Annotated in this window: 27 protein-coding genes; 9 read left to right on the forward strand and 18 right to left on the reverse strand. The window is 74.0% G+C overall.

Features of this window, described 5'->3' with window-relative positions:
* The first annotated feature begins 35 nt into the window (after positions 1-35).
* Together MU522_RS10370 and ugpC are read left to right on the forward strand one after the other, a co-directional pair.
* Complete coding sequence (locus tag MU522_RS10370; protein WP_246990884.1) at positions 36-1,382, forward strand: ABC transporter substrate-binding protein; 1,347 nt, start codon at positions 36-38, stop codon at positions 1,380-1,382.
* A 25-nt stretch (positions 1,383-1,407) separates the two neighbouring features.
* Positions 1,408-2,484: a sn-glycerol-3-phosphate ABC transporter ATP-binding protein UgpC gene (gene ugpC, locus MU522_RS10375; RefSeq protein WP_246990885.1), complete on the forward strand. Its 1,077-nt coding sequence runs from the start codon at positions 1,408-1,410 to the stop codon at positions 2,482-2,484.
* A gap of 22 nt (positions 2,485-2,506) precedes the next feature.
* On the opposite strand, the gene MU522_RS10380 is transcribed toward ugpC, so the two are convergent.
* Entirely contained in the window at positions 2,507-2,860 is a 354-nt protein-coding gene (locus MU522_RS10380; protein WP_246990886.1) for a YciI family protein, read from the reverse strand.
* 112 nt (positions 2,861-2,972) lie between these two features.
* Here MU522_RS10380 and MU522_RS10385 point away from each other — a divergent pair, with 112 nt between their 5' ends.
* The gene (locus tag MU522_RS10385; protein WP_246990887.1) at positions 2,973-3,440 is read left to right on the forward strand and encodes a MarR family transcriptional regulator; all 468 of its coding nucleotides are present in this window, start codon (positions 2,973-2,975) and stop codon (positions 3,438-3,440) included.
* A gap of 14 nt (positions 3,441-3,454) precedes the next feature.
* On the opposite strand, the gene MU522_RS10390 is transcribed toward MU522_RS10385, so the two are convergent.
* From MU522_RS10390 to MU522_RS10410, 5 genes are all read right to left on the reverse strand, one after another.
* Complete coding sequence (locus MU522_RS10390) at positions 3,455-3,655, reverse strand: hypothetical protein (RefSeq protein ID WP_246990888.1); 201 nt, start codon at positions 3,653-3,655, stop codon at positions 3,455-3,457.
* 61 nt (positions 3,656-3,716) lie between these two features.
* The gene (locus MU522_RS10395; protein ID WP_246990889.1) at positions 3,717-4,604 is read right to left on the reverse strand and encodes a dihydrodipicolinate synthase family protein; all 888 of its coding nucleotides are present in this window, start codon (positions 4,602-4,604) and stop codon (positions 3,717-3,719) included.
* Positions 4,605-4,643: 39 nt separating this feature from the next.
* The gene (locus tag MU522_RS10400; RefSeq protein WP_246990890.1) at positions 4,644-5,294 is read right to left on the reverse strand and encodes a haloacid dehalogenase-like hydrolase; all 651 of its coding nucleotides are present in this window, start codon (positions 5,292-5,294) and stop codon (positions 4,644-4,646) included.
* A 4-nt stretch (positions 5,295-5,298) separates the two neighbouring features.
* Positions 5,299-6,033, reverse strand: a complete 735-nt coding sequence (locus MU522_RS10405; RefSeq protein ID WP_246990891.1) for an NYN domain-containing protein — start codon at positions 6,031-6,033, stop codon at positions 5,299-5,301.
* A 50-nt stretch (positions 6,034-6,083) separates the two neighbouring features.
* Positions 6,084-6,779 (reverse strand): RraA family protein, encoded by a 696-nt coding sequence (locus MU522_RS10410; protein WP_246990892.1) that lies wholly within the window; start codon positions 6,777-6,779, stop codon positions 6,084-6,086.
* Positions 6,780-6,912: 133 nt separating this feature from the next.
* Between MU522_RS10410 and MU522_RS10415 the strand changes: the two genes are divergently transcribed.
* Together MU522_RS10415 and MU522_RS10420 are read left to right on the forward strand one after the other, a co-directional pair.
* Positions 6,913-7,731: an SDR family NAD(P)-dependent oxidoreductase gene (locus MU522_RS10415; RefSeq protein WP_246990893.1), complete on the forward strand. Its 819-nt coding sequence runs from the start codon at positions 6,913-6,915 to the stop codon at positions 7,729-7,731.
* Positions 7,732-7,920: 189 nt separating this feature from the next.
* Positions 7,921-8,991 (forward strand): zinc-dependent alcohol dehydrogenase family protein, encoded by a 1,071-nt coding sequence (locus MU522_RS10420; RefSeq protein WP_246990894.1) that lies wholly within the window; start codon positions 7,921-7,923, stop codon positions 8,989-8,991.
* A 20-nt stretch (positions 8,992-9,011) separates the two neighbouring features.
* On the opposite strand, the gene MU522_RS10425 is transcribed toward MU522_RS10420, so the two are convergent.
* Positions 9,012-10,310 (reverse strand): alpha-amylase family glycosyl hydrolase, encoded by a 1,299-nt coding sequence (locus MU522_RS10425; protein WP_246993526.1) that lies wholly within the window; start codon positions 10,308-10,310, stop codon positions 9,012-9,014.
* Between the two features lie 212 nt (positions 10,311-10,522).
* Here MU522_RS10425 and MU522_RS10430 point away from each other — a divergent pair, with 212 nt between their 5' ends.
* Positions 10,523-11,080 carry a PadR family transcriptional regulator gene (locus MU522_RS10430; RefSeq protein ID WP_146354222.1) on the forward strand — a complete coding sequence of 186 codons (558 nt, stop codon included), beginning with the start codon at positions 10,523-10,525 and terminating at the stop codon, positions 11,078-11,080.
* Positions 11,081-11,118: 38 nt separating this feature from the next.
* Positions 11,119-12,828 (forward strand): AarF/UbiB family protein, encoded by a 1,710-nt coding sequence (locus MU522_RS10435; RefSeq protein ID WP_246990895.1) that lies wholly within the window; start codon positions 11,119-11,121, stop codon positions 12,826-12,828.
* Between the two features lie 27 nt (positions 12,829-12,855).
* On the opposite strand, the gene MU522_RS10440 is transcribed toward MU522_RS10435, so the two are convergent.
* The 3 genes from MU522_RS10440 to putP all read right to left on the reverse strand — a co-directional run bounded on the left by MU522_RS10440 (position 12,856) and on the right by putP (position 16,287).
* Entirely contained in the window at positions 12,856-13,281 is a 426-nt protein-coding gene (locus tag MU522_RS10440) for a (2Fe-2S) ferredoxin domain-containing protein (RefSeq protein ID WP_146354218.1), read from the reverse strand.
* A gap of 532 nt (positions 13,282-13,813) precedes the next feature.
* Entirely contained in the window at positions 13,814-14,641 is an 828-nt protein-coding gene (locus tag MU522_RS10445; protein WP_246990896.1) for a hypothetical protein, read from the reverse strand.
* 86 nt (positions 14,642-14,727) lie between these two features.
* A complete protein-coding gene (gene putP, locus MU522_RS10450; RefSeq protein ID WP_281440002.1) occupies positions 14,728-16,287 on the reverse strand; it encodes a sodium/proline symporter PutP in 1,560 nt (519 codons plus the stop codon).
* A 141-nt stretch (positions 16,288-16,428) separates the two neighbouring features.
* On the opposite strand from putP, the gene MU522_RS10455 reads away from it, so the two are divergent.
* Together MU522_RS10455 and MU522_RS10460 are read left to right on the forward strand one after the other, a co-directional pair.
* Positions 16,429-18,060, forward strand: coding sequence for an HNH endonuclease signature motif containing protein (locus MU522_RS10455; protein WP_246990897.1), 1,632 nt, complete (start codon positions 16,429-16,431; stop codon positions 18,058-18,060).
* Positions 18,061-18,151: 91 nt separating this feature from the next.
* The gene (locus MU522_RS10460) at positions 18,152-19,381 is read left to right on the forward strand and encodes a cobalamin-independent methionine synthase II family protein (RefSeq protein ID WP_246990898.1); all 1,230 of its coding nucleotides are present in this window, start codon (positions 18,152-18,154) and stop codon (positions 19,379-19,381) included.
* Between the two features lie 96 nt (positions 19,382-19,477).
* Here the strand turns inward: MU522_RS10460 and MU522_RS10465 are convergent, their stop codons facing one another.
* The 8 genes from MU522_RS10465 to MU522_RS10500 all read right to left on the reverse strand — a co-directional run bounded on the left by MU522_RS10465 (position 19,478) and on the right by MU522_RS10500 (position 26,341).
* Positions 19,478-19,714 (reverse strand): dodecin family protein, encoded by a 237-nt coding sequence (locus MU522_RS10465; RefSeq protein ID WP_128189764.1) that lies wholly within the window; start codon positions 19,712-19,714, stop codon positions 19,478-19,480.
* Between the two features lie 97 nt (positions 19,715-19,811).
* Positions 19,812-20,465: a VOC family protein gene (locus tag MU522_RS10470; protein WP_164877120.1), complete on the reverse strand. Its 654-nt coding sequence runs from the start codon at positions 20,463-20,465 to the stop codon at positions 19,812-19,814.
* A 5-nt stretch (positions 20,466-20,470) separates the two neighbouring features.
* On the reverse strand, positions 20,471-21,067 hold the full coding sequence (locus MU522_RS10475; protein WP_146354207.1) for an alkylhydroperoxidase domain protein: 597 nt from the start codon (positions 21,065-21,067) through the stop codon (positions 20,471-20,473).
* Positions 21,064-21,708: a CMD domain protein gene (locus MU522_RS10480; RefSeq protein ID WP_128189767.1), complete on the reverse strand. Its 645-nt coding sequence runs from the start codon at positions 21,706-21,708 to the stop codon at positions 21,064-21,066. The genes MU522_RS10475 and MU522_RS10480 overlap by 4 nt, the downstream gene beginning before the upstream one ends.
* The gene (locus MU522_RS10485) at positions 21,698-22,735 is read right to left on the reverse strand and encodes an LLM class flavin-dependent oxidoreductase (RefSeq protein ID WP_128189768.1); all 1,038 of its coding nucleotides are present in this window, start codon (positions 22,733-22,735) and stop codon (positions 21,698-21,700) included. The genes MU522_RS10480 and MU522_RS10485 overlap by 11 nt, the downstream gene beginning before the upstream one ends.
* A complete protein-coding gene (locus tag MU522_RS10490) occupies positions 22,735-24,495 on the reverse strand; it encodes an ABC transporter ATP-binding protein (protein WP_246990899.1) in 1,761 nt (586 codons plus the stop codon). The genes MU522_RS10485 and MU522_RS10490 overlap by 1 nt, the downstream gene beginning before the upstream one ends.
* The gene (locus tag MU522_RS10495; RefSeq protein WP_128190328.1) at positions 24,492-25,340 is read right to left on the reverse strand and encodes an ABC transporter permease; all 849 of its coding nucleotides are present in this window, start codon (positions 25,338-25,340) and stop codon (positions 24,492-24,494) included. The genes MU522_RS10490 and MU522_RS10495 overlap by 4 nt, the downstream gene beginning before the upstream one ends.
* A complete protein-coding gene (locus tag MU522_RS10500) occupies positions 25,337-26,341 on the reverse strand; it encodes an ABC transporter permease (RefSeq protein ID WP_246990900.1) in 1,005 nt (334 codons plus the stop codon). The genes MU522_RS10495 and MU522_RS10500 overlap by 4 nt, the downstream gene beginning before the upstream one ends.

Consider the following 26,341-nt stretch of genomic DNA (forward strand, 5'->3'; position numbering starts at 1 on the left):
TCCCGACCTCCTACCAACCCCAACCGAGGAGCATCATGTCCCACCGCATCCACCAGACGCGCGCGAAGCGCGTCACCACCACGTTCGCCGTGCTCGGCGTCGCGGCGCTCGGCCTCACGGCCTGTGGCCCGGCCGTCGGCTCCACCGACGCGAGCGGCAGCACCGAGGTCGACTGGGCCTCGATCGAGCCGGCCGAGTCGATCAGCTTCTGGACCAACCACCCCGGTGGCTCGCAGGAGGTCGAGCAGCAGCTCGTCGACGCCTTCACCGAGGAGACGGGCATCGAGGTCGAGGTCGTCACCGCCGGCGCCAACTATGAGGAGGTCTCGCAGCGCTTCCAGACCGCGCAGACCTCGGGCGACGTGGGCGACCTCGTCGTGATGTCTGACGCCACGTGGTTCACGAACTACGTCAACGACTCGCTGCTCGCGCTCGACGACACGTTCGCCGCCGCAGGGGGCGACACCTCCACCTACAACGCGACGCTCTTCAACGACTACCTCTACGAGGGCGCGCACTACGCCGTGCCCTACGCGCGCTCGACGACCATCTACTACTACAACAAGGACCACTACGCCGAGGCCGGCATCACCGAGGCCCCGACGACGTGGGACGAGGTGCGCGCCAACTCGCTGGCGCTCGTCGAGGGCGGCGTGACCGACATCGCCTTCACCTTCCCGTCGGCCGAGGACTACCCCGCCTGGATGATGAACAACCTCGTCTGGGGCTACGGCGGCGGCTGGTCTGACGAGTGGGACGCCAGCGCGATCACCAGCGACGGCACCGTCGAGGCCGTGCAGTTCGCGCAGGACGCGGTGCAGGACGGCTGGGCGAACGTCTCGAGCGGCTCGCCCGCTGACGACTTCGCCGCAGGCGTGACGAGCCAGTTCATCGGCTCGACCGGCTCGCTCGGCGGCGTCACCGAGACCGCCGCCTTCGAGGTCGGCGTGGCCTTCCTGCCCGGCGGCCCCGTCGAGCAGGAGCTCGTCGTGCCCACGGGCGGCGCCGGCATCGCGATCTCGGCAGCCTCGACCCCCGAGGAGCAGCTCGCTGCGGCGATGCTCGCCGACCACCTCACGAGCGCCGAGAACACGGTGACCTTCTCGTCGCAGACGGGCTACATGCCGGTTCGCGCCGACGCCGACGCCAGCGCGCTGTACGCCGAGAACCCCAACTTCGAGGTTGCGGTCGAGCAGCTCGCGTCGCGCACCCGCTCGCAGGACTTCATGCGCGTGTTCCTGCCCGGCGGCGACCTGGTGCTGGCCACCGGCCTGCAGCAGATCCTCACCTCTGACGACGACGTCGCCGCGTCGCTCGCCGAGATGCAGGCCGAGCTCGAGGGCCTGTACGAGAACGACCTGCAGCCCCAGCTCGAGGGCTGATCCACCTCTTCCGAAGGACACCACCATGGTCAACGTCTCGCTGCGCGACGTCACGCTCACCTACCCCGGCGCTGCTCGGCCGTCGATCGACTCGATCGACCTCGAGATCCAGCACGGCGAGCTGCTCGTGCTCGTCGGCCCCTCGGGGTGCGGCAAGTCGACGACGCTCCGCACGCTCGCGGGCCTCGAGTTCCCCGACTCGGGCACCATCGCCTTCGGCGACCGCGACGTGACGGGCATCGACGGCGCGCAGCGCGACGTTGCCATGGTGTTCCAGAGCTACGCGCTCTACCCGCACATGACGGTGGCGGGCAACATGGAGTTCTCGCTGAAGAACACCAAGGTGCCCGCCGCCGAGCGCAAGCGGCTCATCGACGAGGCGGCCAGGCTGCTCGAGCTCGAAGAGCTGCTCGACCGCAAGCCGCGCGAGCTCTCCGGCGGCCAGCGCCAGCGCGTCGCCATGGGGCGCGCGATCGTGCGCCGCCCGGCGGTCTTCCTCATGGACGAGCCGCTCTCGAACCTCGACGCCAAGCTGCGCGTGCAGACCCGCGGCCAGATCGCGGCGCTGCAGCGCACCCTCGACGTCACCACCGTCTACGTCACCCACGACCAGACCGAGGCGATGACGATGGGCGACCGCGTCGTCGTCATGAACCACGGCCGCATCGAGCAGGTCGGCACGCCCCGCGAGCTCTACGACGAGCCCGAGACGCTCTTCGTCGCCGGCTTCATCGGCTCGCCGCAGATGAACCTCGTCGAGGGGACGTGGTCGGATGCGGAGGGCGCACAGGTGGGCGGGCTGCGGCTGCCGTTCCACCCGTCCGCGCCGCACTCGGGCACGGCGCTGACCTACGGCATCCGCCCCGAGGACCTCGAGATCGTCGCCGAACCGGGCGACGACGCCTCGCTCGTGCGCATCGCGGTCGAGCTCGTCGAGGAGCTCGGCTCCGACACCTTCGTCTACGGCTCCGGGCACGGCGCGCGCTGGACCGCGCGGCTGCCGAAGGGCGCGCACCCGGCGATCGGGAGCGAGCTCGCGTTCGCGGTGCGCCCGTCGAGCGTGCTCGCGTTCGAGCCGTCGACCGGGCACCGCATCCGCTGAGGCCGCTCGCCTCGGTTGGGCCTCAGCCCTCGGCGACCGGGCGGATCTCGACGCCGCCGTGCCCCGCGCGCGACTCGTGCAGCAGGCTCGCGAGCGCCTTGGCCTCGTCGAGGCCGGTCGTCTCCAGGAGGTAGTAGCCGCCGAGCGTCGCGCCGGGCTCGGCGAGCGGTCCGGCGGTCGCGGCCGGCTCGCCGCGCGCCGGCCCGCGCAGCGTGACGACCGCGCTCGGCGGCTCCAGCTCGCCCGTGTCGAGGATCGCCCCGCCGGCCGCCTTCGCGAGCGCACGGTGGCCGGCCATCAGCCGCCGCTCCTCCTCCGGGGGCATCGACGCCCACGCCGCCTCGTCGCCGTAGATGAGCACCAGGTACTTCGCCATGTCGCATTCCCTCCGTCGCACCGGGGCGTGCTGCTCTGACGACGGATGCGGTGGCTCGGCGAGGACACCACGGGCCGAGGCCCGGATGGGTCGGGGCGCCTAGGATTGCAGGATGGCCGTCGACGACATGCAGGTGCATGCGCAGGACGACCTCGCCCTCGAGCGGCAGGTGTGCTTCGCGCTGTCGGTCGCGTCGCGGAGCGTCGTCGGCGCCTACCGCCCGGTGCTCGAGCCGCTGGGCCTGTCGCATCCGCAGTACCTCGTGATGCTGGCGCTCTGGGGTTCCCGGCCGCTGTCGCTGCGGCAGCTGAGCGAGCAGCTGCGGCTGGAGCCCGCGACGCTGTCGCCGCTCGTGAAGCGGCTCGAGGCCGCGGGGCTCGTGGAGCGGTCGCGACGCGCCGACGACGTGCGCACGCTCGACATCACGCTGACCGAGCGGGGCGTGGCGCTCCGCGAGCAGGCGCTCGCGGTGCCGACGACGATGGCCGAGCGGCTCGGGCTCGACCGCGACGAGCTCGCGCAGCTGCACGAGTTGATGACGCGGCTGATCTCGGCGGTTGACGCGCAGTCGGCCACGTAGCCGACCGGCGTGCGTCAGGCGTCGAGGAGCGCGACGAGCGCGACGATGCCCCCTGCGATGCCGGCGAGCGTGAGCCCGCCTGCGGTGAACGCGACCACCTTCCACGCGAGCGCGTCGCCGCGCGTGAAGCTCTGCGGGTCGCGCGGGCGGGGCTGCGCGGGCGGTGTGGCGACGTCGGTCTGCTGCATGGTCGGGCCCGGCTCCTCGATGATCATCCGCTCGGATGGTTAGGGCACTAAGCATATCGGATGGCGCATGGCCCGGGCCGACGGGGTGTCAGCGCAGGTCGAGCTCCGCGAGCGCCTCGCGCACGCGCATCCTCCCCTCCTCGTCGAGGCCGCGGAGGGGGAGGGGCAGGCTGCCCGGGTGCGCGAGCCCCAGCTCCTCGGCGATCGCGGCCACCACGCGGTTGCTGCCGTGCGCGGCGAAGAGGTCCCAGATCGGCTGGAGCCGCGCCGACTCGGCCTCCGCCTGGTCGCGCTCGCCGGCCTGCGCGGCGCGGGTGATGCGCAGCGCGGGGGCGGGGAGCGTGCCGGCGATGACGGAGTACCAGGCGTCGCAGCCGCCGTTCAGGGCGCGCGCGGCGAAGGCGTCGCCGGAGATGCCGATCGTGACGTGCTCGGGCACGACGTCGCGGATCTGCGCCACGCGCTGCTCGGCCGTCACGCCCGCCGGCAGCCCGGGGATCTTGATCGACGCGACGCCGGGCAGCGCAGCGATGCGGCCGTAGAGCGCGTCGGTGAACGTGAAGTGCGTGGTGCCCGGGTTGTCGTAGACGACGAGCGGCACGGACAGGTGCTCGAGCACATCGGCGTAGAAGCCGTAGACGTCGTCATCCGTGAGCGCCTGGTAGCTGAGCGGCGCGAGCAGCACCGCGTGCGCTCCGGCATCGACTGCGTCGCGGGCGAAGGCGATCGCGTGCGAGGTGCGGAGCGCCCCGATGCCTGCGATGACCGGGGTGCCGCCGGCGGCCTCGACCGCCGCACCGACGACGCGCTGCCGCTCGTCGCGGTCGAGATAGGCGTAGGAGCCCGTCGAGCCGAGCGCGGTGATCGAGTCGACGCCGCTCCCGGCCAGCATCGCCACGATCCGGCCGAACGCGCCGAGGTCGAGGCGGTCGTCGCGCAGCGGTGTGAGGGGGAAGGCGCTCAGTCCGGTGAACATCGTGGGTCCTCGCTTGTCTCGGTCTCCAGGATGCCCGCTTCACGGCAGTCGCTCGACCGCCAGGCCGGACGCGAGGTAGCGCGCCGCAGAGTGCCGCGACGGTGCGACGAGCACGACGGATGCGGCGGCCTGGGCCGTGGGGAAGTCGTCGAACGAGTCGGTCCAGAAGCGTCGCCGCTCGACGTCGATCCCGGCCTCCCGCAGCGCCGCGAGCTTGCCCTCGCCGCGGATGTGCCGGTCGAAGACCGGGCCGGTCTCGGTGAAGCGGAGGGTGGATGCGAGGAGCAGGTCGTGCTCGACGCCGGCGGCTGCGAGGAACGCGGCTGCGAGGCGGTGCTCGGAGCCGGTGGCGACGACGATGTGCGCGCCGGCGCGGCGCCCTTCAGCCGCCACCTCGACCATCGAGGCGCGTGCGGCGACGCGACCGAGCCGCGTGCCGACGTCGTGGGCGAGCGCGTCGTACATCGGCTCAGTGACGCCGCGGAGCAGGCTTCGGGCGACCTCGCGGGAGGCGGCGGCGTGGCGCGGCACGTCGTGGCCGGCGCGCACCCAGCGCACGAGGACGGGCGCGCTGCGCACGCCCACGAACGGCGATCGCCGCGCGGCCGCGACGAGCAGGGTGGCGAACGTGTCGCGCGTGGAGAGCACGCCGTCGAGGTCGAGCACGACGTCGGTCACAGTGTCGGTCACTCGGTCACGCCATCTTCTTCACCTTGACGCGCACCCGCATGCCGCCAGTGGGGCGAGGCGTGACCTCGAAGCGCTCTGTCGCTCGCAGCAGCTCGGAGAGCTTGGCGTAGCCCCAGTTGCGCGAGTCGAAGTCGGGCTGCTGCTTGCGCATCAGCTGGCCGACGGCGGAGAGATCGGCCCAGCCGTCCTCGCCGGACGCGGTGGATACGGAGGACCTCAAGCCGTTGAACAGCTTGCCGTCACCGCGCAGCTGCGGAGCAGGTACTGCCTTCGGCGCCGGTGCCGGGTCCTCGGCCGCGGGTGCCTCCAGCACGTCGAGGTACGTGAACTGATCGCAGGCGTTGCGGAAGGCCTCGGGGGTCTTGCGCTCGCCGAATCCATAGACCGTCACGCCCGCCTCGCGGATGCGAGCGGCGAGCCGCGTGAAGTCTGAATCGGAGGAGACGATGCAGAACCCGTGGAAGCGGCCCGTATAGAGCAGATCCATCGCGTCGATGATCAGCGCGCTGTCTGTCGCGTTCTTGCCGGTCGTGTAGGCGAACTGCTGCATCGGCTGCACGATGTGGTCGTTCGCCGCCTGCTTCCAGCCGCTGAGCTGCGTCGTGGTCCAATCGCCGTACGCACGCTTGACGGACGCGGTGCCGAAGCGCGCCACCTCGGCCAGCACAGCGCCCATCTTTGAAGCGGGGACGTTGTCGGCGTCGACGAGGACGGCCAGGAGGTCGTTGGGCTGCGCCATGGGGACAGCATGGCAGTCGTGCGCTGGCTCGCCGTGCCGCGCCGCGCGCCTCACTCCTCGATCGCGCCGCCCACCTCGCGCAGGTGCTCGCGGAAGCCGATGCCGCGCTCGCGGCGGGCGTCGAGATAGTCGCCGAACCGCACCTGCTCGCGCAGGCTCGTGCCGGCCGCCATCGCCGCAGCCTGCCGCCGCTCGGTGTCGCGGATCGCGGCCGCCGCTTCCGCCACGCGCTCGGCGTCGGCGAGCGGCACGAGGATGACGCCGTCGTCATCGGCGAGCACGAGGTCGTCGCGCGTCACGCGGTGCTCGCCGCATCGCGCGACGGCGAGCGCGTCGGCGGGCTGCGTCGCGACATCCGCCGGACCGCTCGGCGAGGTGCCGAGGCTCCACACGGGCAGGCCGATCTCGCGCAGCTCCGGGGTGTCGCGGTGCAGCCCCCAGATCACGATGCCGCCGAGGCCCGCCATGCGCGCCTCGAGCGCGACGAGGTCGCCGACGCAGGCGCGGTCGAGGCGCCCGCCGTCGTCGACGACGAGCACGTCGCCCTCGCCGGCCGCGTCGAGCGCCTCGAGGAAGACGTCGACGCTGCCCACGTGCTGCGCGGGCAGCGCCCGGCCGACGGCGCGCGTGCCGGGCAGCGCCGGTCGCAGCCCGCTCGGGCCGCAGCGCACCTCCACGCCGAGCCGCATGCAGGCATCCGCCACGTGGGGCGTCGAGAGGTCGCGGTAGGTGCGCAGCTCGTGCATGGATCCTCCAGTCGGGCGCGGGCGGGTCTGCCCATCACGATCATCGCCGCTCGGCGCATCCGCGTCACCTGCTGGCTGAGGACCCGTGACAGGATGTGCCGGCGGCGCAGGCAGCGCCGCAGGAGAGGCACGGATGTCGCGCACGATCGTCATCACCGGTGCGAGCGACGGCATCGGCGCCGCCGCGGCGCGGAAGCTCCACGCGCTGGGAGAGCAGGTGGTGGTCGTCGGCCGCTCGCCGGAGCGCACCGCCGCGGTCGCCGCCGAGCTCGGCGCGCCGCACTTCGTCGCCGACTTCGCCGAGCTCGCGCAGGTGCGCCGCCTCGCCGACGAGCTGCTGCAGCGCTTCCCCGAGATCCACGTGCTCGCGAACAACGCCGGCGGCATCATGGGCGAGCGCTCGCTCACCGTCGACGGCTACGAGCGCACCTTCCAGGTCAACCACCTCGCGCCGTTCCTCCTCACCACGTTGCTGCTCCCGGCGCTGACCGCGGGGCGCGCGACCGTGATCCAGACGGCGAGCCAGGCCGCTCGCGTCTTCGCGCGCTTCGACATCGACGACCTGCAGAACGCGCGCGGGTACCGCGCCGATCGTGCCTACGGCAACGGCAAGCTCGCGAACATCCTCTTCACCCGCGAGCTGCAGCGCCGCTACGGCGACGAGGGCATCGCGGCCGTCTCGTTCCACCCGGGCATCGTCGCGACGAGCTTCGCGAGCGACACGAACCACATCATGCGGTGGATCTACCACACGCCGCTCAGGCGGCTCTTCACCATCTCTGCCGACCGGGCCGCCGACGACCTCGTCTGGCTCGCCCAGGGCACGCCGGGCACCACGTTCGTGCCGGGCGAGTACTACGACGCCCGCCGCATCGCGACGCAGGTCAACCCCGACTCGGTCGACCCGGTGCTCGCCGAGCAGCTGTGGGAGCGCTCGGCCGCGATGGTGTGAGCGGCGGCGGGGGGCGTCGCTCGCCAGCCGGCCACGCCGACCGACCGGAGCCCGACCGCGTCACCAGAAGCGGATGCATCCGCGATCCGCCACGAGCAGCGGAGAGATCGTCCGCGATCCGTGACGGATCCGCTGCTCGTGACCGCAGCGCCGCTCCGCGGCCCGCCCGCCACCTGCGAGGATCGAGCCATGCGCGCCCTGGTCCTCGACGACATCCGCTCGACCCCGGTCGTCCGCGACGTGCCGACGCCGGTCGCCCCGCCCGGCGGCGTCGTCGTGCAGGTGCTCGCGACCGGGCTCTGCCGCAGCGACTGGCACGCGTGGGCCGGCCACGACGAGATCGCCTTCCCGCACGTGCCGGGGCACGAGCTCGCGGGCGTCGTGAGCCAGGTCGGCGAGGACGTGCACCGCTGGCAGGTCGGTGACCGCGTGACGGTGCCCTTCGTGTGCGGCTGCGGCACGTGCGAGTGGTGCCTGGGCGGCGACGCGCAGGTGTGCCCCGACCAGCAGCAGCCCGGCTTCACGCACTGGGGCTCGTTCGCCGAGCAGGTGGCGCTGCACGCCGCCGACGCCAACCTCGTCGCCATCCCCGACGGCGTCGACTTCGCGACCGCGGCGAGCCTCGGCTGCCGCTTCGCGACCGCCTACCGCGCCCTCGCGGGCCGCGCGCGCATCGCCGCAGGGGAGTGGGTCGCCGTCGTCGGCGCGGGCGGCGTGGGCCTCAGCGCCGTCATGATCGCCCGCGCGCTCGGCGCCCGGGCCATCGCGATCGACCGCAACCCGGCGGCGCTCGAGCTGGCGATGCGGCTCGGCGCCGAGCACGCGATCCTCGCCGACGGCCGTGACATCCCGGCCGAGGTGGCCGCGATCACCGGCGGCGGCAGCCACGTCGCGGTCGACGCCGTCGGCAGCGAGCAGACGGCATCGGATGCGGTGCTGAGCCTGCGCAGGCGCGGCCGGCACGTGCAGATCGGCCTGCTCCCGCCCGTCGACGGGCATCCGCGCGTGCCCATGTCGCGGGTGATCGCGTGGGAGCTCGACGTGCTCGGCAGCCACGGCATGGCCGCGGCCGACTACCCGGGCATGCTCGCGCTCATCGCCTCGGGGGCGTTGCAGCCGCAGCTGCTCGTCGAGCGCACGGTCGGGCTCGAGGAGGCGGCGGCGCTCCTGCCCGGCTTCGACCGCTCGACCGCAGCGGGGATCACGATGATCGATCCGCAGCTGTCGGTCGCCGGCGGGGCGGCGGCCGGGGCGCGCTGACCCGCGTCAGCCGACCTGCGTCAGCTGAGCACCGCCCAGCCTCGCGGCGCGAGCCGCACGACCTCGCCCTCGACGTCGCCCGCACCGGCCTCGAGCGCGGTCGCGTCGGCGCACGGCAGCTCGACCGGCTCGTCGCCGAGGTTGAGTGCCGTCACGACCCGGTCGTCGTGCGTGCCGGTGCGCAGCACGATCGCGGTGTTCTCGACGTGCAGCACGTCGGTGTGGGCGCGGTGAAGCCACGGGTGGCGGCGCCGCAGCGCGAGCAGCGCGCCGTGCGCGTCGTAGACGGCCGCGGCGGCAGGCTCCAGCGAGTCGGGCGCGGGCGGCGCCTCCGGGAACTCGGGCCGCACCGCGTCGTCGCCGCCGATGCGCTCCTCCTTCTCCCCGACCCATCCGTACTCGTCGCCGGCGTACACCGACGGCGTGCCCGCGACAGTGCAGAGCACCGCGACCGCGTGCGGCACGAGGTCGACGCCGACCGCCGAGGCGATGCGCGTCACGTCGTGGTTGCCGATGAACGTGCTCGGCGCCGAGTCGGCGAGCAGGGCGTTGTGGCGCTCGAGGGCGTGGGCGAGCTCGAAGCAGTTGCCGTCGGCGAAGCCGTGCCAGATGCCCTGCCACAGCTCGTATTGCGTGAGCGAGTCCATCGTCGACTCGCGCACGATCGCGGCGGCGTCGCCGTGGATCACCTCGCCCATCACGTACGCATCCGGGAACCGCTCGCGCACCCGCGGGAGCACCTTCGCCCAGAACGCCGGCGGCACGGCGTAGGCCGCGTCGAGGCGCCACGCGTCGATGCCGCGCTCGAGCCAGTGCGTCATGACCTCGACGACCAGGTCGACGACCGCATCCGACCCGTGGTCGAGCGCGACGAGCTGGTCGTGCCCCTCGAAGACGTCGGCGCGCACCGCGTCGCCCGGCGACCACCCCTCCCAGTCGACGCGGAAGAGGCCCGCGGTCGGCGCATCCGGCCCCTCCTGCTCGAGGGCGCGGAACGCCGGGTGCTCGCGGCCGACGTGATTGAAGACGCCGTCGAGCATCACGCGGATGCCGCGCTCGCGGCACGCGTCGATGAGCCGCTGCAGGTCGGCCTCGTCGCCGAGCCGCGGGTCGACGCGCAGGTGGTCGACGGTGTCGTAGCCGTGCGTCGACGACGCGAAGACCGGCCCGAGCTGCAGTCCGTTGAGGCCCAGCTCGAGCACGTGGTCGAGCCACGCCTCGATGCGGCCGAGCCGGTGCTCGACGGCGTCGGCCGCGGGCGTCTCGTCGGGCCGGATGGGCGCGCCGACGAAGCCGAGCGGGTAGACGTGCCACCACATGACGTGCTCGACCCATGCCGGCTCCTCACGGGCCAGCACGGAGTCGGATGTGCCGCCGCGAGCGGCGTCGTCGGGGGTCGGATGCGTCGGATCGGTCATGCCTCCATCCTGCCGGTCGTCGGCGGTGAGCGGGCCGGATCGCCTCTTCCGCTCGTGCGATGAGCGATATATCGTTGAGTATCGCCGACACTCGCCGGCGCGAGGAGGTCATCATGCATGGATCGTTCGCAGGCGGCGGCTTCGACCGCGGCTTCAACGCAGGGCCCGGCTCCCACATGTGGGAGGCGATGGAGCAGCTGCGCACCGCCTTCGACAAGCGCGGCGGCACGCGCATGGGGCGCGGCGACGTGCGCGCGGCGGTGCTCGCGCTGCTCGCCGAGCGCCCGATGCACGGCTACCAGATCATCCAGGAGATCGAGGAGCGCAGCGGCGGGGCCTGGAAGCCGAGCCCGGGCTCGGTCTACCCGACGCTCCAGCTGCTCGCCGACGAGGGGCTCATCACCGCCCACGAGGCCGACGGGCGCAAGACCTACTCGCTGACCGAGGGCGGGCGCGCGGTCGCCGACGAGTCGGCCGAGCGGGCGGCGCCCTGGATGGCGACGGGCGAGCGCGACGGCCGCGGCTTCTCGGCGCTCCCGAAGGCCGGGTTCGACCTCGCGCAGGCGGCCGCGCAGGTGGGCCGCACCGGCAGCCCCGAGCAGGTGCAGCAGGCGGTGACCGTGCTCGAAGAGGCGCGTCGTAGGCTCTACTCGATCCTCGCTCAGGACTGAGCGGCGTGCCGCCGGCGCGTCGGGATCGAGGAGAGACGATGCCCGACCTCGGAGCCACGCGCGCCCGCTACCGCCGCATCCTGCGCTTCGCCGCCCGCCACCTCGTGAGCATGTGGTGGTTCGAGATCGTGCTGCCTCGCTTCGGGCTGGCGCGGCTCGCCGCACGGGGCAGGGGCGCCCGGCTCACGCGCCTCGCCCGCCGCTTCCATGCGCTCGCGGTCGACCTGGGCGGGCTCATGATCAAGGTGGGGCAGTTCATGTCGTCGCGGCTCGACGTGCTGCCGCCCGAGATCACCCGGGAGCTCGAGGGCCTGCAGGACGAGGCGCCGCCCGTGCCGTTCGGGCCCATCCGCGACGCGATCGAGCAGGAGCTCGGCATGCCGCTCGAGCGCGCCTACGCCTCGATCGAGGCGGAGCCGCTCGCGGCCGCCTCGCTCGGGCAGGCGCACCGCGCGACGCTCACCGCGCAGGACGCAGCCGACCTCGGCAGCGCCGAGGCGGTCGTGAAGGTGCAGCGGCCCGGCATCCAGGCGATCGTCGACGTCGACCTCGCGGCGCTGCGTCGCGTCGGCGGGTGGATGAGCCGGGTGCGGCTGGTGTCGGACCGCGTCGACATGCCGGCGCTCGTCGAGGAGTTCGCGCAGACGAGCCTCGAGGAGATCGACTACCTCCACGAAGCGGCGAACGCCGAGCGGTTCGCGGCCGACTTCGCCGACGACCCGCGGGTCGCGGTGCCGCAGGTCGTGTGGGAGCGCACCACCCGCCGCGTGCTGACCCTCGCCGACGTCACGGCGATCAAGCTCACCGACCTCGACGGGCTGCGCGCCGCCGGCATCGACCCCTCCGAGGTCGCGCACGCGTTCGCCGCGGTCATGTTCGACCAGCTGTTCGTCAACGGTTTCTTCCACGCCGACCCGCATCCCGGCAACCTCTTCGTGACGCCCGTGGAGCTGGGTGCTGGAGGCGTCGGTGGCGGGGGAGCGGATGCGCCGTGGCGGCTGACGTTCATCGACTTCGGGATGATGGGCGAGGTGCCCGCGAGCACGCGGCGGGGCCTGCGCACGCTGCTGATCGCGGCCGCCGCGCGCGACGGGCGCGGGCTCGTGGAGGCGATCCGCGAGGTCGGCGCGCTGCTGCCGTCGGCCGACACCGCCGAGCTCGAGCGCGCCATGACGGGCGCCTTCGCACGCTTCGGAGGCATGGGCTTCGCCGAGCTGCGCGAGGTCGACCCGCGAGAGTTCCGCGAGTTCGCGCTCGAGTTCGAGGAGCTCATGCGGTCGCTGCCGTTCCAGCTGCCCGAGCACTTCCTGCTCATCATCCGCGCCATGTCGCTCACTTCCGGCGTCTGCAGCTCGCTCGACCCGCAGTTCAACCTGTGGGACGCCGTCGAGCCCTACGCGGGGCGCCTGCTGCGCGACGAGCGCGGCGGCATCGCGCGTGCCGCGGTCGACGAGGCGGTGTCGCTCGCGCGCCTCGCGGTGGGGCTGCCGCGCCGCTTCGACTCGCTCGCGACGCGGCTCGAGGAGGGCAGGCTCGCGGTCTCGTCGCCGGCGCTCGAGCGCCGCGTCGCGCGGCTCGAGCGCACCGCCGCGCGCGTCGTCTCGGCGGTGCTCTTCGCGGGGCTGCTCGTCGCGGGCGCGCTCGTGCGCCCGGACGACGAGGGGTTCGGCACCGCGCTCATGGTCGCCTCCGTCGTGCCGCTGCTGCACGCCGTGCTCGCGGGGTTCGGGGGCCGACGGCGCGACTGAGGGGCTCGCGCTGCGCGGGCGGGGTGCTCAGGGCAGCGCGTGCCCCGGCTGCAGCTCCTGCCGGCTCTGCCGCGTGGGGCGGAACTCCTGGATCTCGACGAGCGCGGGCGGCGCCGCGACCCCGGGCCCGCCGGCGTTCACCCACTCGACGATGTCGTCGGTGACCGCGTCGTCCAGCACCTCGCCGATCCACACGGGCGTGGCGCCCGCCTCGGCGCCCGCGTCGCCCGGCATCACGACGACGACGTTCGAGCGCTCGCACGCGTCGAGGCACTTGCTCGGCACGACGTCGGCCCCGTCGATGCGCGAGCGCAGCGCCTGCAGCTGCGCCGTGTGGTCGACGCCGGGGTGCTTGCGACGGCTGCCGCAGTCGCCGCCGCGGCAGACGACGACCGTGACGCGCTCGGGCTCGCCCGTCGTGGGCTCGGTGCGCTGCGCGCGGCGCTTCGCCATGCTCTCCTCCGTCATCGCCCGGCCGGTCGCGGGCGAGGGGCCAGTCTGCCGGAAATGGGGTCGGAAGGGCTGACAAGAGAGATTGCACCGGTGGCGGCGGACCGGGCCGAGCGGAGGATTGCTACCAGCGTGGAGCATCTTGCGTGAGCGTTGCCGGTCCGACATCATGACCTCGGCAGATGTCCCATCTTGGGCGCCCAGGACCAGGGCAATGAGTCGCTGGTTCAGACGTTGGCTGTGCATCGACACGGAGCGCGTCGTTTCCTCTCGTTCATGCAGAGAAAGCGGCGCCCATGCCGAATTGTCCCAAGCACCCCTATCCGTCGGCCTCCTCGGCTCGCCAGGCGCTCCGTGCCATCAAGCGGGATCGTCCAGAGCGGCCGGAGGTGGGAGTGCATCCGTGCGCCGATTGCCGCGCCTTCCACTTGACCTCGGTCGCGCGATCGGCCCGCAACAAGTGGTCTCGCGAGCCTCAGGCGGCGCTCTCAGGTCGATGACCTGCGCTGCGCATGCGTCGACGCGGACGTCAGCCTCAGCGGCGGTGGCGGCGGTGCGCGCGGCGACGGCGCTCGGGCGCGGGCGGCAGCTCGGCGTCGACGAGCCAGGCGTCGAGCAGCGCGTCGGTCGGTCGGTCGGCGAACGCGCCGACCAGCTCGCGGAAGCCCTGGGTCGTGCCGGCTCCGGCGGGGTGCAGCAGGCTGCAGGCCTGCAGCAGCTCGAAGAAGCGCACATCGCCGAGCTCGATGCGCAGGCCGTGCAGCAGCAGCGCGCCGCGGCCGGCGCGAGGGTCGTCGGGTGCGCCCTCGCGCGCGTCGCGCGGCTCGCCGGCCGACCGCCCGGCCAGCCGTGCGTGCTCGGCCGCGGCCAGCGCATCCGTCGTCATGTCGCCCGCGGCCTCGCACCACAGCCACGTCGCGTAGCGCGCGAGCGCAGGCACGAGCCAGGCGTCACGCGCGTCGGCACCCTCGGTGCCGCGCGCGAACCACTGGCGCGCGATGGCGTCGGCGAGCGCGCCGTCGCAGCTGCCCGACCCGTCGATGCTGTCGCTGCGCAGCACGGCCACACCCGGCGAGGCGGGCACTCGCGCGGGATCGTCGGCGATCACGAGCAGGCAGCCGTCGAACGGATGCGGCCCCAGGCGCTCGACGAAGCACGCGAGCATCGCCGGCACCCGGGCGAGATCCGCGAGCGCGCGCTGCTGGAGCACGGCCGGGAAGAGCGCGGTCACAGGCACGGGCCCGCGCGTCCTGCACCGCAGGTAGCGGCCGGGCGCCGGCCGCGGATCGTCGAGGGGGAGCGGATGCGCCGGGCCGCGGGCGGGCACGGCGGCGACCGGCGGTGCCGTCCTCGTCTCGCTCATCGATGCTCCCGTGCGCGCGTCGACGACGCCGCGGCGCCGTCGAGGTCACGCTATCGCGCGGCCCCGACGGCGTGCCGGCGTGTCGGTCAGGGGAGCACGTTGCGGTCGGCCGCGGCCGCCGCGCTGACGCGCCCCTCCTCGCCGGGCTTGAGCGCCACGATCTGACCGGTGCGCGTGAACTCCTCTTGCACGGCCTCGTCGTGGCGGTGCGTGGCGAGGCTCACGACGATCGCGACGACGAGGTTGAGGATGAAGCCGGGCACGATCTCGTAGAGGGAGAAGAAGCCGATCTCGGTGGCCTGCTCGATCGCGTCCCAGATGAAGACGGTCGCGGCGCCCACGATCATGCCGGCGAGCGCGCCCCAGTTGGTGAGCTTGCGCCAGAAGAGCGTGAGCAGCACGACGGGACCGAACGCGGCGCCGAAGCCGGCCCACGCGAAGCCCACGAGGCCGAGGATCGTGTCGGAGGGCGTGATCGCGAGCAGCGCCGCGATGGTGGCGACGGCGAGCACGCACGAGCGGCCGAGGATGGCGAGCAGGCGCTGCGACGGCGGGCGCTTCGCGAAGACCTGGAAGAGGTCCTCGACGAGCGCCGACGAGCAGACGATCAGCTGGCTCGAGAGGGTCGACATGATCGCGGCGAGCACCGCGGCCAGCACGAGGCCGGCGACGAACGGGTGCAGCAGCGCCTGCGACATGGCCAGCACGATCGTCTCGGGGTTGTCGAGCGGGACGCCCGACTGCTGCACGAAGGCGATGCCCACGAAGCCCGAGACGACGGCGCCGATGAGCGAGATGACCATCCAGCCGATGCCGATGCGGCGCGCGGGCTTCGCCGCGGCGACCGAGCGGAGCGCCATGAAGCGCACGATGATGTGCGGCTGGCCGACGTACCCGAGGCCCCAGGCGAGCGACGAGATGATGCCGAGCACGACCATCCCGTCGACGTCGGCGGGGATGAGGCCCGTGAGCTGCGCGCCCGAGTCGGCGATGCCGTCCTGCACGCCCTGCAGGCCCCCGACCGTGAAGAACGCGATGACGGGGATGATGATGAGCGCCAGGAACATCATCGCGCCCTGCACCATGTCGGTCAGCGAGGCGCCGAGGAAGCCGCCGAAGAGCGTGTAGGCGAGCGTCACGCCGCTGACGAGCAGCATGCCCCAGATGTAGTCGGCGCCGAAGGTCGACTCGAAGAAGACGCCGCCGGCGACCATGCCGGAGGAGACGTAGAAGGTGAAGAAGATCAGGATGATCGAGCCCGAGACGATGCGCAGGGCGCGCGAGCGGTCGCGCAGGCGGTTCTCGAAGAAGCTCGGGATCGTGATCGAGTTGCGCGCCACCTCGGTGTAGGCGCGCAGGCGCGGCGCCACGAACTTCCAGTTGAGGTAGGCGCCGATCGTCAGGCCGATGGCGATCCACGCCGCGATGAGGCCTGCGGCGAAGATGGCGCCGGGGAGGCCCATGAGCAGCCAGCCCGACATGTCGGAGGCGCCGGCGGAGAGCGCGGCGGTCGCCGGGTGCAGGTCCCGCCCGCCGAGCATGTAGTCCTCGTGGCTCTTCGTCTTCCGCGCCGCGTAGACGCCGATCGCGATCATCGCCGCGAAGTAGAGCCCGATCGCGAGCAGCTGGAAAGTGATGTCCGACATGGTCGACTCCTCGTCCGGTCGCCCACCAGGGTACTCACGGCTGCGTCACAGGGGAGGGGGACAAAACGGCGCGGGCGCTGACGACGAGGGCCTGGCGGGGATGCTATGTGTCGTGTCAGTGGCCCGTGGTGGGATGCGTGCATGGACGACGAGGCCCGGCTCGACATGGCGACGATCGCGCTGGTGCGATCGGGGCGGCTGGTCGATCCGCTGGGCCGCACCGCCGACGAGCTCGAGGACGCGTTCCGCGCCGAGCAGCTCGCCGAGCGCGGGTTCCGCACGCTCGCAGTGCCGGCCGGTCGGACGCCTGAGGCGACGGTGCGGCTGCTCGATGCGCAGCTGCTCGAGCCGCCGCTGGATCCCGCGCTCGAGCGGCTCGCCGCCGACGACGAGTTCGCCGCGCGCATGCGCGTGCTCGAGACGCGGTCGGCGCGCATCGAGGGTGAGCGGCGCGGCTTGATGGCGGCGCATCTGCAGCGCGTGCTCGATGTCGAGGGCGACTCGGCGCTCGCCGTGCGCGAGCTCGCCTCGCTCGCGGCAGTGGAGCTCGGCGTCTCGACGCGCGGCATGGAGCGCCGCATCACCGAGGCCTGGCAGACGGTCACCGAGCTGCCGGCCGCGCACGACGCGGCGGCGGAGGGCCGCATCACGGTGAGCCACCTGCGGGTGATCGAGGGGGAGACGCGCGCGCTGCGGCTCGACCCGGAGGTCGCCGCCGACGAGCGCGACCGGGTGGTCGCCGAGCTCGTCGCTGTCGCGCAGCGCTCGAGCCCCGGGCAGCTCCGCAGTCGTGCGAAGCGAGTGGTCGATGCGGTGCTCGCGGCCCCGCTGCAGCAGCGGCACGACGTCGCGCGGGAGCGTCGCGGGGTCGAGGTCTTCGACGTCGGCGACGGCATGTGCGACGTCGTGGCGCGGGTGCCCGCCGTGCTCGCCGCAGGGATCCTCGACCGGCTGAGCCAGGCGGCGCGCGGCAAGCCGAAGGATGATCCGCGGTCGTTCGACCAGTTCCGCGCCGACGCGTTCTGCGAGCTGCTGCTCGGCGGCTCGGTGCCCGACGACCTGCACGGCACGAGCATGCTGACGGCGCACGTGTCGGTGCTGATCCCCGCGACCGAGCTGCTCGGCGACGGCGAGCACGGCGGCGCCGCCGGCCCCGCACTGAGCTTCCCCGCGTCGCTCGACGGCCGCACGCTCGTCGACCGCAGCACCGCGCGGTGGCTCGCCGGCGGGTCCGCCGTGTGGGAGCGGCTCTTCACCGACCCGGTCAGCGGCGTCGCCGTCACTGTCGACACCTATCGGCCGAGCGCTGGGCAGCGGCGCTGGCTGCAGGCGCGCGACGGCGGCTGCACGTTCCCCGGCTGCGCCTGCGGCAGCCGGCGCGCCGATCTCGACCACACGCTCGACTGGGCGAAGGGCGGCACGACGAGCATCGACAACCTCGCGACGCTGTGCCGCAGCGACCACGTGCTGAAGCACGGCTCGCGGTGGTCGATGCGGCAGCTCGCGCACGGCGAGATCGAGTGGACCACGCCGATCGGGGAGGTCGTCACGACCGTGCCCCAGCGCGTCGGGCCGACCTTCGCCGAGCTGCTTCCGCCCGATCCGCCGCGTGGCTCCGAGCCGGTCGTCGACGGGCCGTCCGGGCATGCGCCGCCGGGCGCGCAGGACTCGGTCGACTGGGTGACGAGAGGTCCGCGCCAGTCGTTCGCCGAGGCGTTCCCGCCCGGCTACCTCGACCAGCTGCTCGGCCCGGAGCGCGGCCCCGCTACCTGACGACGCGCTGTGTGACGAAGCGTGACCGCCGCGGTTCCGGCTCCTCCGGCTGGCCGCGTAGCGTGCCGATGACGACCTCAGGAGGCACGACATGACCCGCATCGACGTCACCCACGCCGGCAGCCTGCCGCGCACGCCCGAGCTGCTCGCCGCCAACGCCGCCCGCACCCTCGCCGACGACGGCCTGACCCTCGAGCGCACGCCCGAGTTCGAGGCGCTGCTCGCCGACGCCGTCGGCGACCTCGTGCGCCGCCAGCAGGAGCTCGGCATCACGATCGTCGGCGACGGCGAGTACGGCAAGGCCATGTCGTCGGCGCTCGACTACGGCGCGTGGTGGAGCTACGTCTTCCAGCGCGTCGAGGGCCTCGAGGTCACCGGCGAGGACATCTTCTCGGAGCCGCCGGTGCGCAGCGCGCCCGGCGACGTGCGGCTCACGTCGTTCCCCGACCGCCGCGACTGGGTGCGCTTCAAGGACGCCTACCTCGACCCCGACGACCCGCTGCTGAAGTCGAGGCCCGCGACCGCGTTCCCCGCCACGACCGGTGCGCTTCGCTACACCGGCCACGAGGCCATCGCGACCGACATCGCGAACCTCCGGTCGGGTCTCGCCGCCACGGGCGCCGAGCAGGGCTTCCTCACCGCGCTGTCGCCCGGCTCGGCCGCGCGCATCGCCGACCGCCACTACGGCAGCGACGAGGAGCACATCTGGGCGTGGGCCGACGTGCTGCGCGAGGAGTACCGCGCCATCGTCGATGCCGGCCTCATCGTGCAGATCGACGACCCCTCGCTCGCCGAGAACTGGGACCAGATCAACCCCGAGCCGACGATCGAGGACTACCTCGACTTCACGCGCATCCGCATCGACGCGCTGAACCACGCCATCCGCGGACTGCCCGAGGAGCAGGTGCGCCTGCACATCTGCTGGGGCTCGTGGCACGGGCCGCACACGACCGACGTGCCCTTCGGCGACATCGCCCCGCTCGTGCTCGAGGCGAATGCAGGCACCTACTCGTTCGAGGCGGCGAACGCGCGCCACGAGCACGAGTGGCGCGTGTGGGAGCGCGTCGAGCTGCCCGAGGGCAAGCGCATCGCTCCCGGCGTCGTCGGCCACGCCACCAACGTCGTCGAGCACCCCGAGCTCGTCGCCGACCGCATCGAGCGCTTCGCGCGGCTGGTCGGGCCGGAGCGCGTCATCGCGTCGACTGACTGCGGACTGGGCGGACGCATCCACCCCGACATCGCCGTCGCCAAGCTCGAGTCGCTCGGGCAGGGCGCGCGCCTCGCCGAGCAGCGGCTCGGCGCCGCCGTCTCGATCGTCTGACGTCCGACGACATGCCCGCAGCGGGCGCGACGGCAGCATGCACTGCCGCCGCGCCCGCTGCGCACGTCGGGGCGCACTCGCCCCGGGCGTGCCGGGTCAGTCGGCCGAGGCGTCGACCGGGTGCCCCGAGTCGTCGAGCACGAACGTGACCTCGAGCGTGACCTGCCACGAGGTGATCGCGCCGTCCCGGATGTTGACGACGTGGTCCTTGACCCACGCGCCCTCGACGCCGCGCAGCGTCTCGCTGGCCCGCGCGATGCCCTGCTTGACGGCGTCCTCGAAGCTCACGTCCGAGCGCGAGCTGATGGTGGTGATGCGTGCGACAGATGCCATGGCGAATCCTCCTTGACCGCGATGCGAGGGATCTCCTCGTCCCCCAGCCAAGCGCTCCTGACCGCCGAGCGGAACCCCCGAGCGCCGATCCGCCGGCTCAGCGCAGCACGACGGTGCGGTCGCCGACGCGCACCTCGACCTCGAAGCCGTCGGCCTCCGCCGGCACCACGGCGACCGCATCCGGCCCGACGCCGGTCTCGACGCCCAGCGCGGCGAGGCGTGCCTCCTCCTCGCCCGGCGACCGCGCCAGCCGACGGAGCCCGACGAGCTCGAGGACCGGGATGTCGCCCAGTCCCGGGTGCGGCGTCGAGCCCCAGTCGATGAGGAACGGCGGCTGCCGCTCATCGACGGGCCGCGCGAGCCGCCACGCGAGCTCGCCGCCGTCCGGCGTGCGGCGTGAGAGCGGCTCGACGTCCTTGATCGCGACGTCGGCAGCGCGCGCCCCGGCCACGGCGGCGTCGAGGTCGGTGGGGCGGATGGCCCAGCTCGCCACCGCGGGCGCATCGAGCCGCGCGATGCCGAACGCGGCGGTCTCGTCGGCGGACCTCCCGGAGGCCGGGTCGGGCCCGATCACCTCCAGGTACTGCCGCACGCGCTCGCCGCCGCGGGTGAACGCGATCAGCGCGTTCGCGGTGCCGGTCGGATGCGCCCCGCCCGGGGCCGCGCGCACCCCGGTGGCGCGCTCGACGAGCTCGACGGCCTGGGCGAGGTCGGGGCCGGCCAGCACGACGTGGTCGAGGAGCGCAGGCACGCCCATCACACGACCTCCGGCTCGCCGAGCGACAGCATCAGGCGGTTCGCCCAGTTGAAGAACGCCGCACCGCTGATCTGGTCGACGATGCCCGCGTCGCCGATGCCCGCCGCCCGGAGGCGCTCCACGTGCCCCGCCCCGAAGCCCGAGGGGGTCGCGGTGAGCGCCGCCGAGGCATCCGCGATCGCGTCCCAGCGCTCGTCGACCCGGGCGCCGACGCCCTCGTCGAGGAGCCGCTGCACGTCGTCCCCGCGGCCCGAGAGCCTCGAGGCGGCACGGGCGTGCACGGAGGCGCAGAAGACGCAGCCGTTCACCCGCGACGCGGCCGCGGCCGAGAGCTCGCGCTCCCAGCGCGGCAGGCCGCCCTCCTCGTTGCCGAAGATGTCGAGGTCGGTGAGGGTGCGGGCGCGCAGGGCCTCGGGGTCGCGCGCGAGCAGCCGGAAGTACGGGCTCGTCGACCGCGACGCCTCGACGAGCGCGTGCCGCTGCACGTCGGTGAGCTCGCCCTCCGGCACCGGCGGGAGCCACGGCACCCAGCCGAGCCCTCGCTGCGTGAAGCGCTCCGGGCGCCGCAGCGCCTCGTGCTCGATGATGGCGGTCATGCGCGGGCCTCCTGGAGGTCGGATGCGGCGGGCTCGGCAGGTGCCGCGGGCGCGGCGGCGAGTGCGCGGAGCCCGTGCACGAGCCGCAGCTGGAACGCGAGGAACGCCACGAGCTGGCTGAGCGAGACGATCGCGTCGGCCTCCCAGCCGGCGTCGACGAGCGCGCGCAGCGACTCGGGGCGAGCGTCGCGCGGGTGCAGCACGAGCAGGTGCGCGTGCTCGAGGGCCGCCGCGAGCGGCGCCGGGATGGCCCTGCGGTCGACGGCTGCGGCGGGGCCGTCGACGGCCTCGCCGCGCAGGTCGGGCTCGCGGTAGCCGCCGTAGGGCCCGGAGGCGCGCCCCGCGTCGGCCGCGTCGGCCACCGCGGCGACGAGGGCCGGGTCCGCCTCGTCCGCGAGCAGCTCGAGGTAGAACGCCGACGCGCGCGAGCGCTCCGGCGACGGGTCGTGCAGGATCGCCGCGTAGGCGGCGATCGCGTAGCGGTCGGCGAGGCCGAGCGCGCCCGGTGCCGCCGGCTCGAGCAGCGCGAGGAAGCTCTGCTGCGCGTGCTCGCGCGCGTCGGGCCGCGCGCGCCGGATCTCGTCGAGCCGCGACCCGGCGGGGATCTCGGCGAGGTGGTCGATGACGTCGTCATGCGACATGGCGGTGCTCCTGCTCCTGCTCGTGGGTGCGCCCGGCGTTCCAGCCGAGCGCGGGGGCGACCTCGCGGGCGAACAGCTCGAGCGACCGCGCGGTGATCTCGTGGTGGGGGTCGACCGAGTGCGCCTGGATCGACACCTCGGTCGCGCCGACCGCGACAGCGTCGGCGGCGAGCGACTCGGCGACCTCGGTCGCGGTGCCCAGGTGCGTCTCGCTGCGCACGAGCAGCTCGTCGAGCGTGAGCGAGCCGGGCGCGACGCCCTGCAGCTGCGCGAGCTGCCGCGTCAGGCCCGCCTCGGCGTGCGCGCGCACCGCGCGGCGCTCGGTGGCGTCGACGACGACGACGCTGCGGGAGGCGAGGATGCGCGGCTGCACGCCCGCGGGCAGGGCGTCGAGGTAGGCGTCGACGACGGGCCGCTGCACGTCCCACACGCGCGGTGGCAGGGCCGCGTCGGGCAGGCCGGCGGGCGGCGGCTGCAGCCGCGAGAGCATCAGCCCGTCGCCCTGCGCGCCGATCGCGCGGGCGCCCTCGACCGAGAACGTGGCCTGCCAGATGCGGTCGGTCAGCGTGGCCGCCCGCGGCTCGATCGTGACGTCGGCGGTGCCGCCCAGCAGCGAGCGCACGCGCACGAGCTTCGCGTCGTAGACGGCCCGGCGGTGCGCGGGGTCCTCGCCGAAGGCGCTGAGCGTCGCGGGGCTGCCGCCGGTGCCGAGCCCGAGCTCGAAGCGGCCGCCGGCGATCGTGTCGAGCACCGCGGCGTCCTCGGCGGTGCGCGTCGGCTGCTCGTGCGCGAGCGTGAGGATCGCGGTGCCGAGCCGGATGCGCCGGGTGCGGGCGGCGGCCGCGGCGAGCAGCACGAACGGCGACGGCAGGCCGCCCTCGTCGCGGTCGAGGTGGTGCTGCGCGACCCAGGCGGTGCGGTAGCCGAGCCGCTCGGCGAGCTCGATCTGGTCGAGCGCGATGCGGTAGCGCTCGGCGGCCGGGGCATCGTCGAGGATGCGCGTGAAGAATCCGATCTCTGGGGCCATCAGGCCACCTCCTGGGCTGTGCGGACGGGCTGGGCGGTGCGGACGGGCTGCGCGGTGCGGACGGATGGGCCGGGCGCGGCTGCGCGGTCCGGCTGCGCGGCGCGCAGCCACTCGGGCGCCGGCACGGCCTCGAGCAGCGCGCGCGTGTAGTCGTGCTGCGGCGCCGTCAGCACCTGCTCGGCGCTGCCGGTCTCGACGGCCTCGCCGCGGCGCAGCACCGTCGTCGTGTCGGCGATGCGGCGCACGACCGCGAGGTCGTGGGTGATGAACAGGTACGTGAGGCCGAGGTCGCGCTGCAGCGCCTCGAGCAGGTCGAGGATCTGCGACTGCACCGTCACGTCGAGCGCCGACACCGCCTCGTCGAGCACCACCACCTCGGGCTCGATGATGAGCGCGCGCGCGATCGCGACGCGCTGCCGCTGCCCGCCCGAGAGCTCGCGCGGCAGCCGGCCGGCGACGTCTGCGGGCAGGGCCACCTGGTCGAGCGCCGTGGCGACGCGGCGGGCGAGCTCCGCCCGGCCGCCGGGGCCAGTGCCGCGCAGGCCACCCTCCTCCGGACGCCAGTTGCGCAGCGGCTCGCCGATGGTCTGCGCGATCGTGCGGCGCGGGTCGAGCGAGGCGTACGGGTTCTGGGAGACGAGCTGCACGAGCCGGCGGATGCCCCGGTCGCGCCGGTCGGCGACGACGTCGCGGCCGCCGATCCGGATCGCGCCGGCCGTCGGCGCGTGGAGCGCGGCGACAGCGCGGCCGATCGTGGTCTTGCCCGAGCCGGACTCGCCGACGAGCGCGTGCGTCGTGCCGCGCTCGATGCCGAAGGTCACGGCGTCGACGGCGCGGAACGCATCCGCGCCCCGCCCGTACTCGTGGACGAGGCCGGCGACCTCGACGAGCGGCGCCGCAGGAGCGCGCGCGGGACGCGGCGCGAGGTCGGCGAGCGCGGGCGCGTCGGCGAGCAGCTCGCGCGTGTACGCGCTCGCCGGCTGCTGCAGCACGGCGCGCGTGGCGCCCGCCTCCTCGAGCGCGCCGCCGCGCAGCACCGCGATGCGGTCTGCGCGCTCGGCCGCCACCGCGAGGTCGTGCGTGATGAGCAGCACGCTCGAGCCGAGCTCCGCGCGCAGCTCGTCGAGCAGGTCGAGGATGCGGCGCTGGACGGTGACGTCGAGGGCGCTCGTGGGCTCGTCGGCGATGATCAGCTCGGGCTCGAGAGCGATGGCCGCGGCGATGAGCGCCCGCTGCCGCATGCCGCCCGAGAGCTCGTGCGGGTACTGGCCCGCGCGCCGCTCGGGATCGTCGAGCCCGACGCGGTCGAGCAGCTCGACGACGCGGCGGCGGATGCGGTCGCGGCCGCCGAGGCCCGCGCTCGCGCCCGCGTGGATGCGCAGCGGTGCGGCGACCGAGGCGCCGATGGTCTGCACGGGGTTCAGCGACGTGCCCGGGTCCTGCGGCACGAGCGCGATCCGACGGCCGCGCAGCTCGCGCACCGCCCGCGGCGGCAGCTGGGCCAGGTCGACCGGACGACCGGCGAGCCGCAGCTCGATCGACCCCGCGTCGACGCGGCCGCCCTCCGGCAGCAGCCCGATGATCGACTGGCCGATGGTGGTCTTGCCCGAGCCCGACTCGCCGACGAGCGCGAGCACCTCGCCGCGGCCGAGCTCGAGCGAGACGCCCTCGACGGCGGTGCGGCGGCCGTGGAGGCCGCGGCCGTGCCGGGTGCGGTAGGAGACGGCGAGGCCGTCGATGCGCAGCAGCGGCTCGGTCATGCGGTTGCCTCCCTGATGGCGGCCGCGATCCGGTTCGCGGCGAGGACGACGGCGGCGACCACGACGCCGGGCAGCGTCGTGAGCCACCAGGCGCTCGCGACGTAGTCGCGGCTCTCGGCGATGAGCAGGCCCCACTCGGGCGTGGGCGGCGGTGCGCCGTAGCCGAGGAAGCCGAGGGTCGAGATCTGGAGGATGGCGCTGCCGAACTGGAGCGCGGCGAGCGCGAGCACCGCCCCGAGCGAGTTCGGCAGCACGTGGCGGCCGAGCACGGCGAGGAAGGTGCCGCCCGAGCCGAAGGCCGCCTCGACATAGTCGCTGCGGCGGACGCGCACGACCTGGGAGCGCGAGAGGCGGGCGAAGACGGCGATCGAGGTGACGCCGACGGCGATCGCGGCGTTCGTGACGCCGAAGCCGAGCAGCACGATCACGCTCAGCGCGAGCAGCAGGCCGGGGATCGCGAGCAGCACGTCGACCACCCGCATGAGGCCCTCCTCGACGAGGCCGCCGATGGAGCCGGCGAGCACCCCGATCGCGGTGCCGGCGAGGAGGCCGACGAGCACCGCGATCGCGGCGCCGGAGAGCGAGTTGCCGGCGCCGAAGATGACGCGGGCGAGCAGGTCGCGGCCGGTCGCGTCGTTGCCGAACGGGTGCGCGGCGCTCGGCGCCTGCAGGGCGTCGGCCGCGACGCCGGCGAGGGGGTCCTGGCTCGTGAACAGCCACGGCAGGAACGCCCAGGCGAGCGCGATCGCGAGCACGGCGATCGAGACGACGAGGGTCGCGCGCGGCTTCGGCCGCGCGGCGGGCTCGTCGCGGCGGGGGAGCAGGAGGCTCGTGACGGCGCTCATGCCCGCACCTCCTTCCTGAGGCGCGGATCGATCGCCGGAGCGAGCAGGTCGACGGCGAGGTTGATGACGACGAAGGCGACGGCCGAGATGACGACCACGGCCTGCAGCACGGGGATGTCGCGGGTGGCGACGGCATCGGCGGTGAGGCGGCCGAGCCCCGAGCGGGCGAAGACCGTCTCGGTGACGACGGCGCCCGCGATCAGCTCGCCGAAGAGCACGCCGGCGATGGTGAGGGTCGGCAGCAGCGCGTTCCGGGCCACCTCCCTGCCGAGCAGCCAGGCCGGGCCGGCCCCGCGCGCTCGGGCGACGATGACGAACGGCTCCGCGAGCGTGTCGTCGATCGCGCGGATGAGCACCTGCGCGAGCGGGGCAGCGATCGGGATCGCGATGGTGACGACCGGGAGCACGAGCGCCTCTGCCGGGCTCGCGTTGATGACGGGGATGAGCCCGAGCCGGAAGGAGACCACCTGCAGCAGCACGATGCCGATCCAGAACACCGGGATGGAGACGAACAGCGGCGGCAGCGAGCGGAACGCCCGGCGCAGCCACTCGGTGCCCGCGAAGGTCGCGGCGGCGGCGACGCCGACCGCGAGCACCGCCGCGAGCGCGAAGCCGAGGCCCGCGAGCGCGAGCGTCGGCGGCAGCGAGGCGGCGATGAGGGTCGAGACCTCCGCGCCGCTCTGCAGCGAGGTGCCGAGGTCGCCGGTCAGGAAGCCCCCCGCCGACAGGCCCAGCTGCACCCACCACGGCTGGTCGGCGCCGTAGGCGACGCGGAGGGCCTCGAGCTGCTCGGGGGTGAGGCCAAGCTCGGGGCTCGCGTACCGGGCGACGATCGCGTCGCCCGGCAGCGCGTGCAGCAGGAGGAAGGCGAGCACGAACGTCGCGACGACCACGAGGAGGGCCTGCCCGACGCGGCGGAGCGCGAACCGGGCGGTCGGCGGCGCGGCGGGGCGCCAGCGGGGCGGAGCTGCCTCCGGTGCGGGTCGGATCACGACGCTCAT

Source organism: Agrococcus sp. SCSIO52902 (assembly GCF_022983135.1).
Lineage (GTDB): Bacteria > Actinomycetota > Actinomycetes > Actinomycetales > Microbacteriaceae > Agrococcus > Agrococcus sediminis.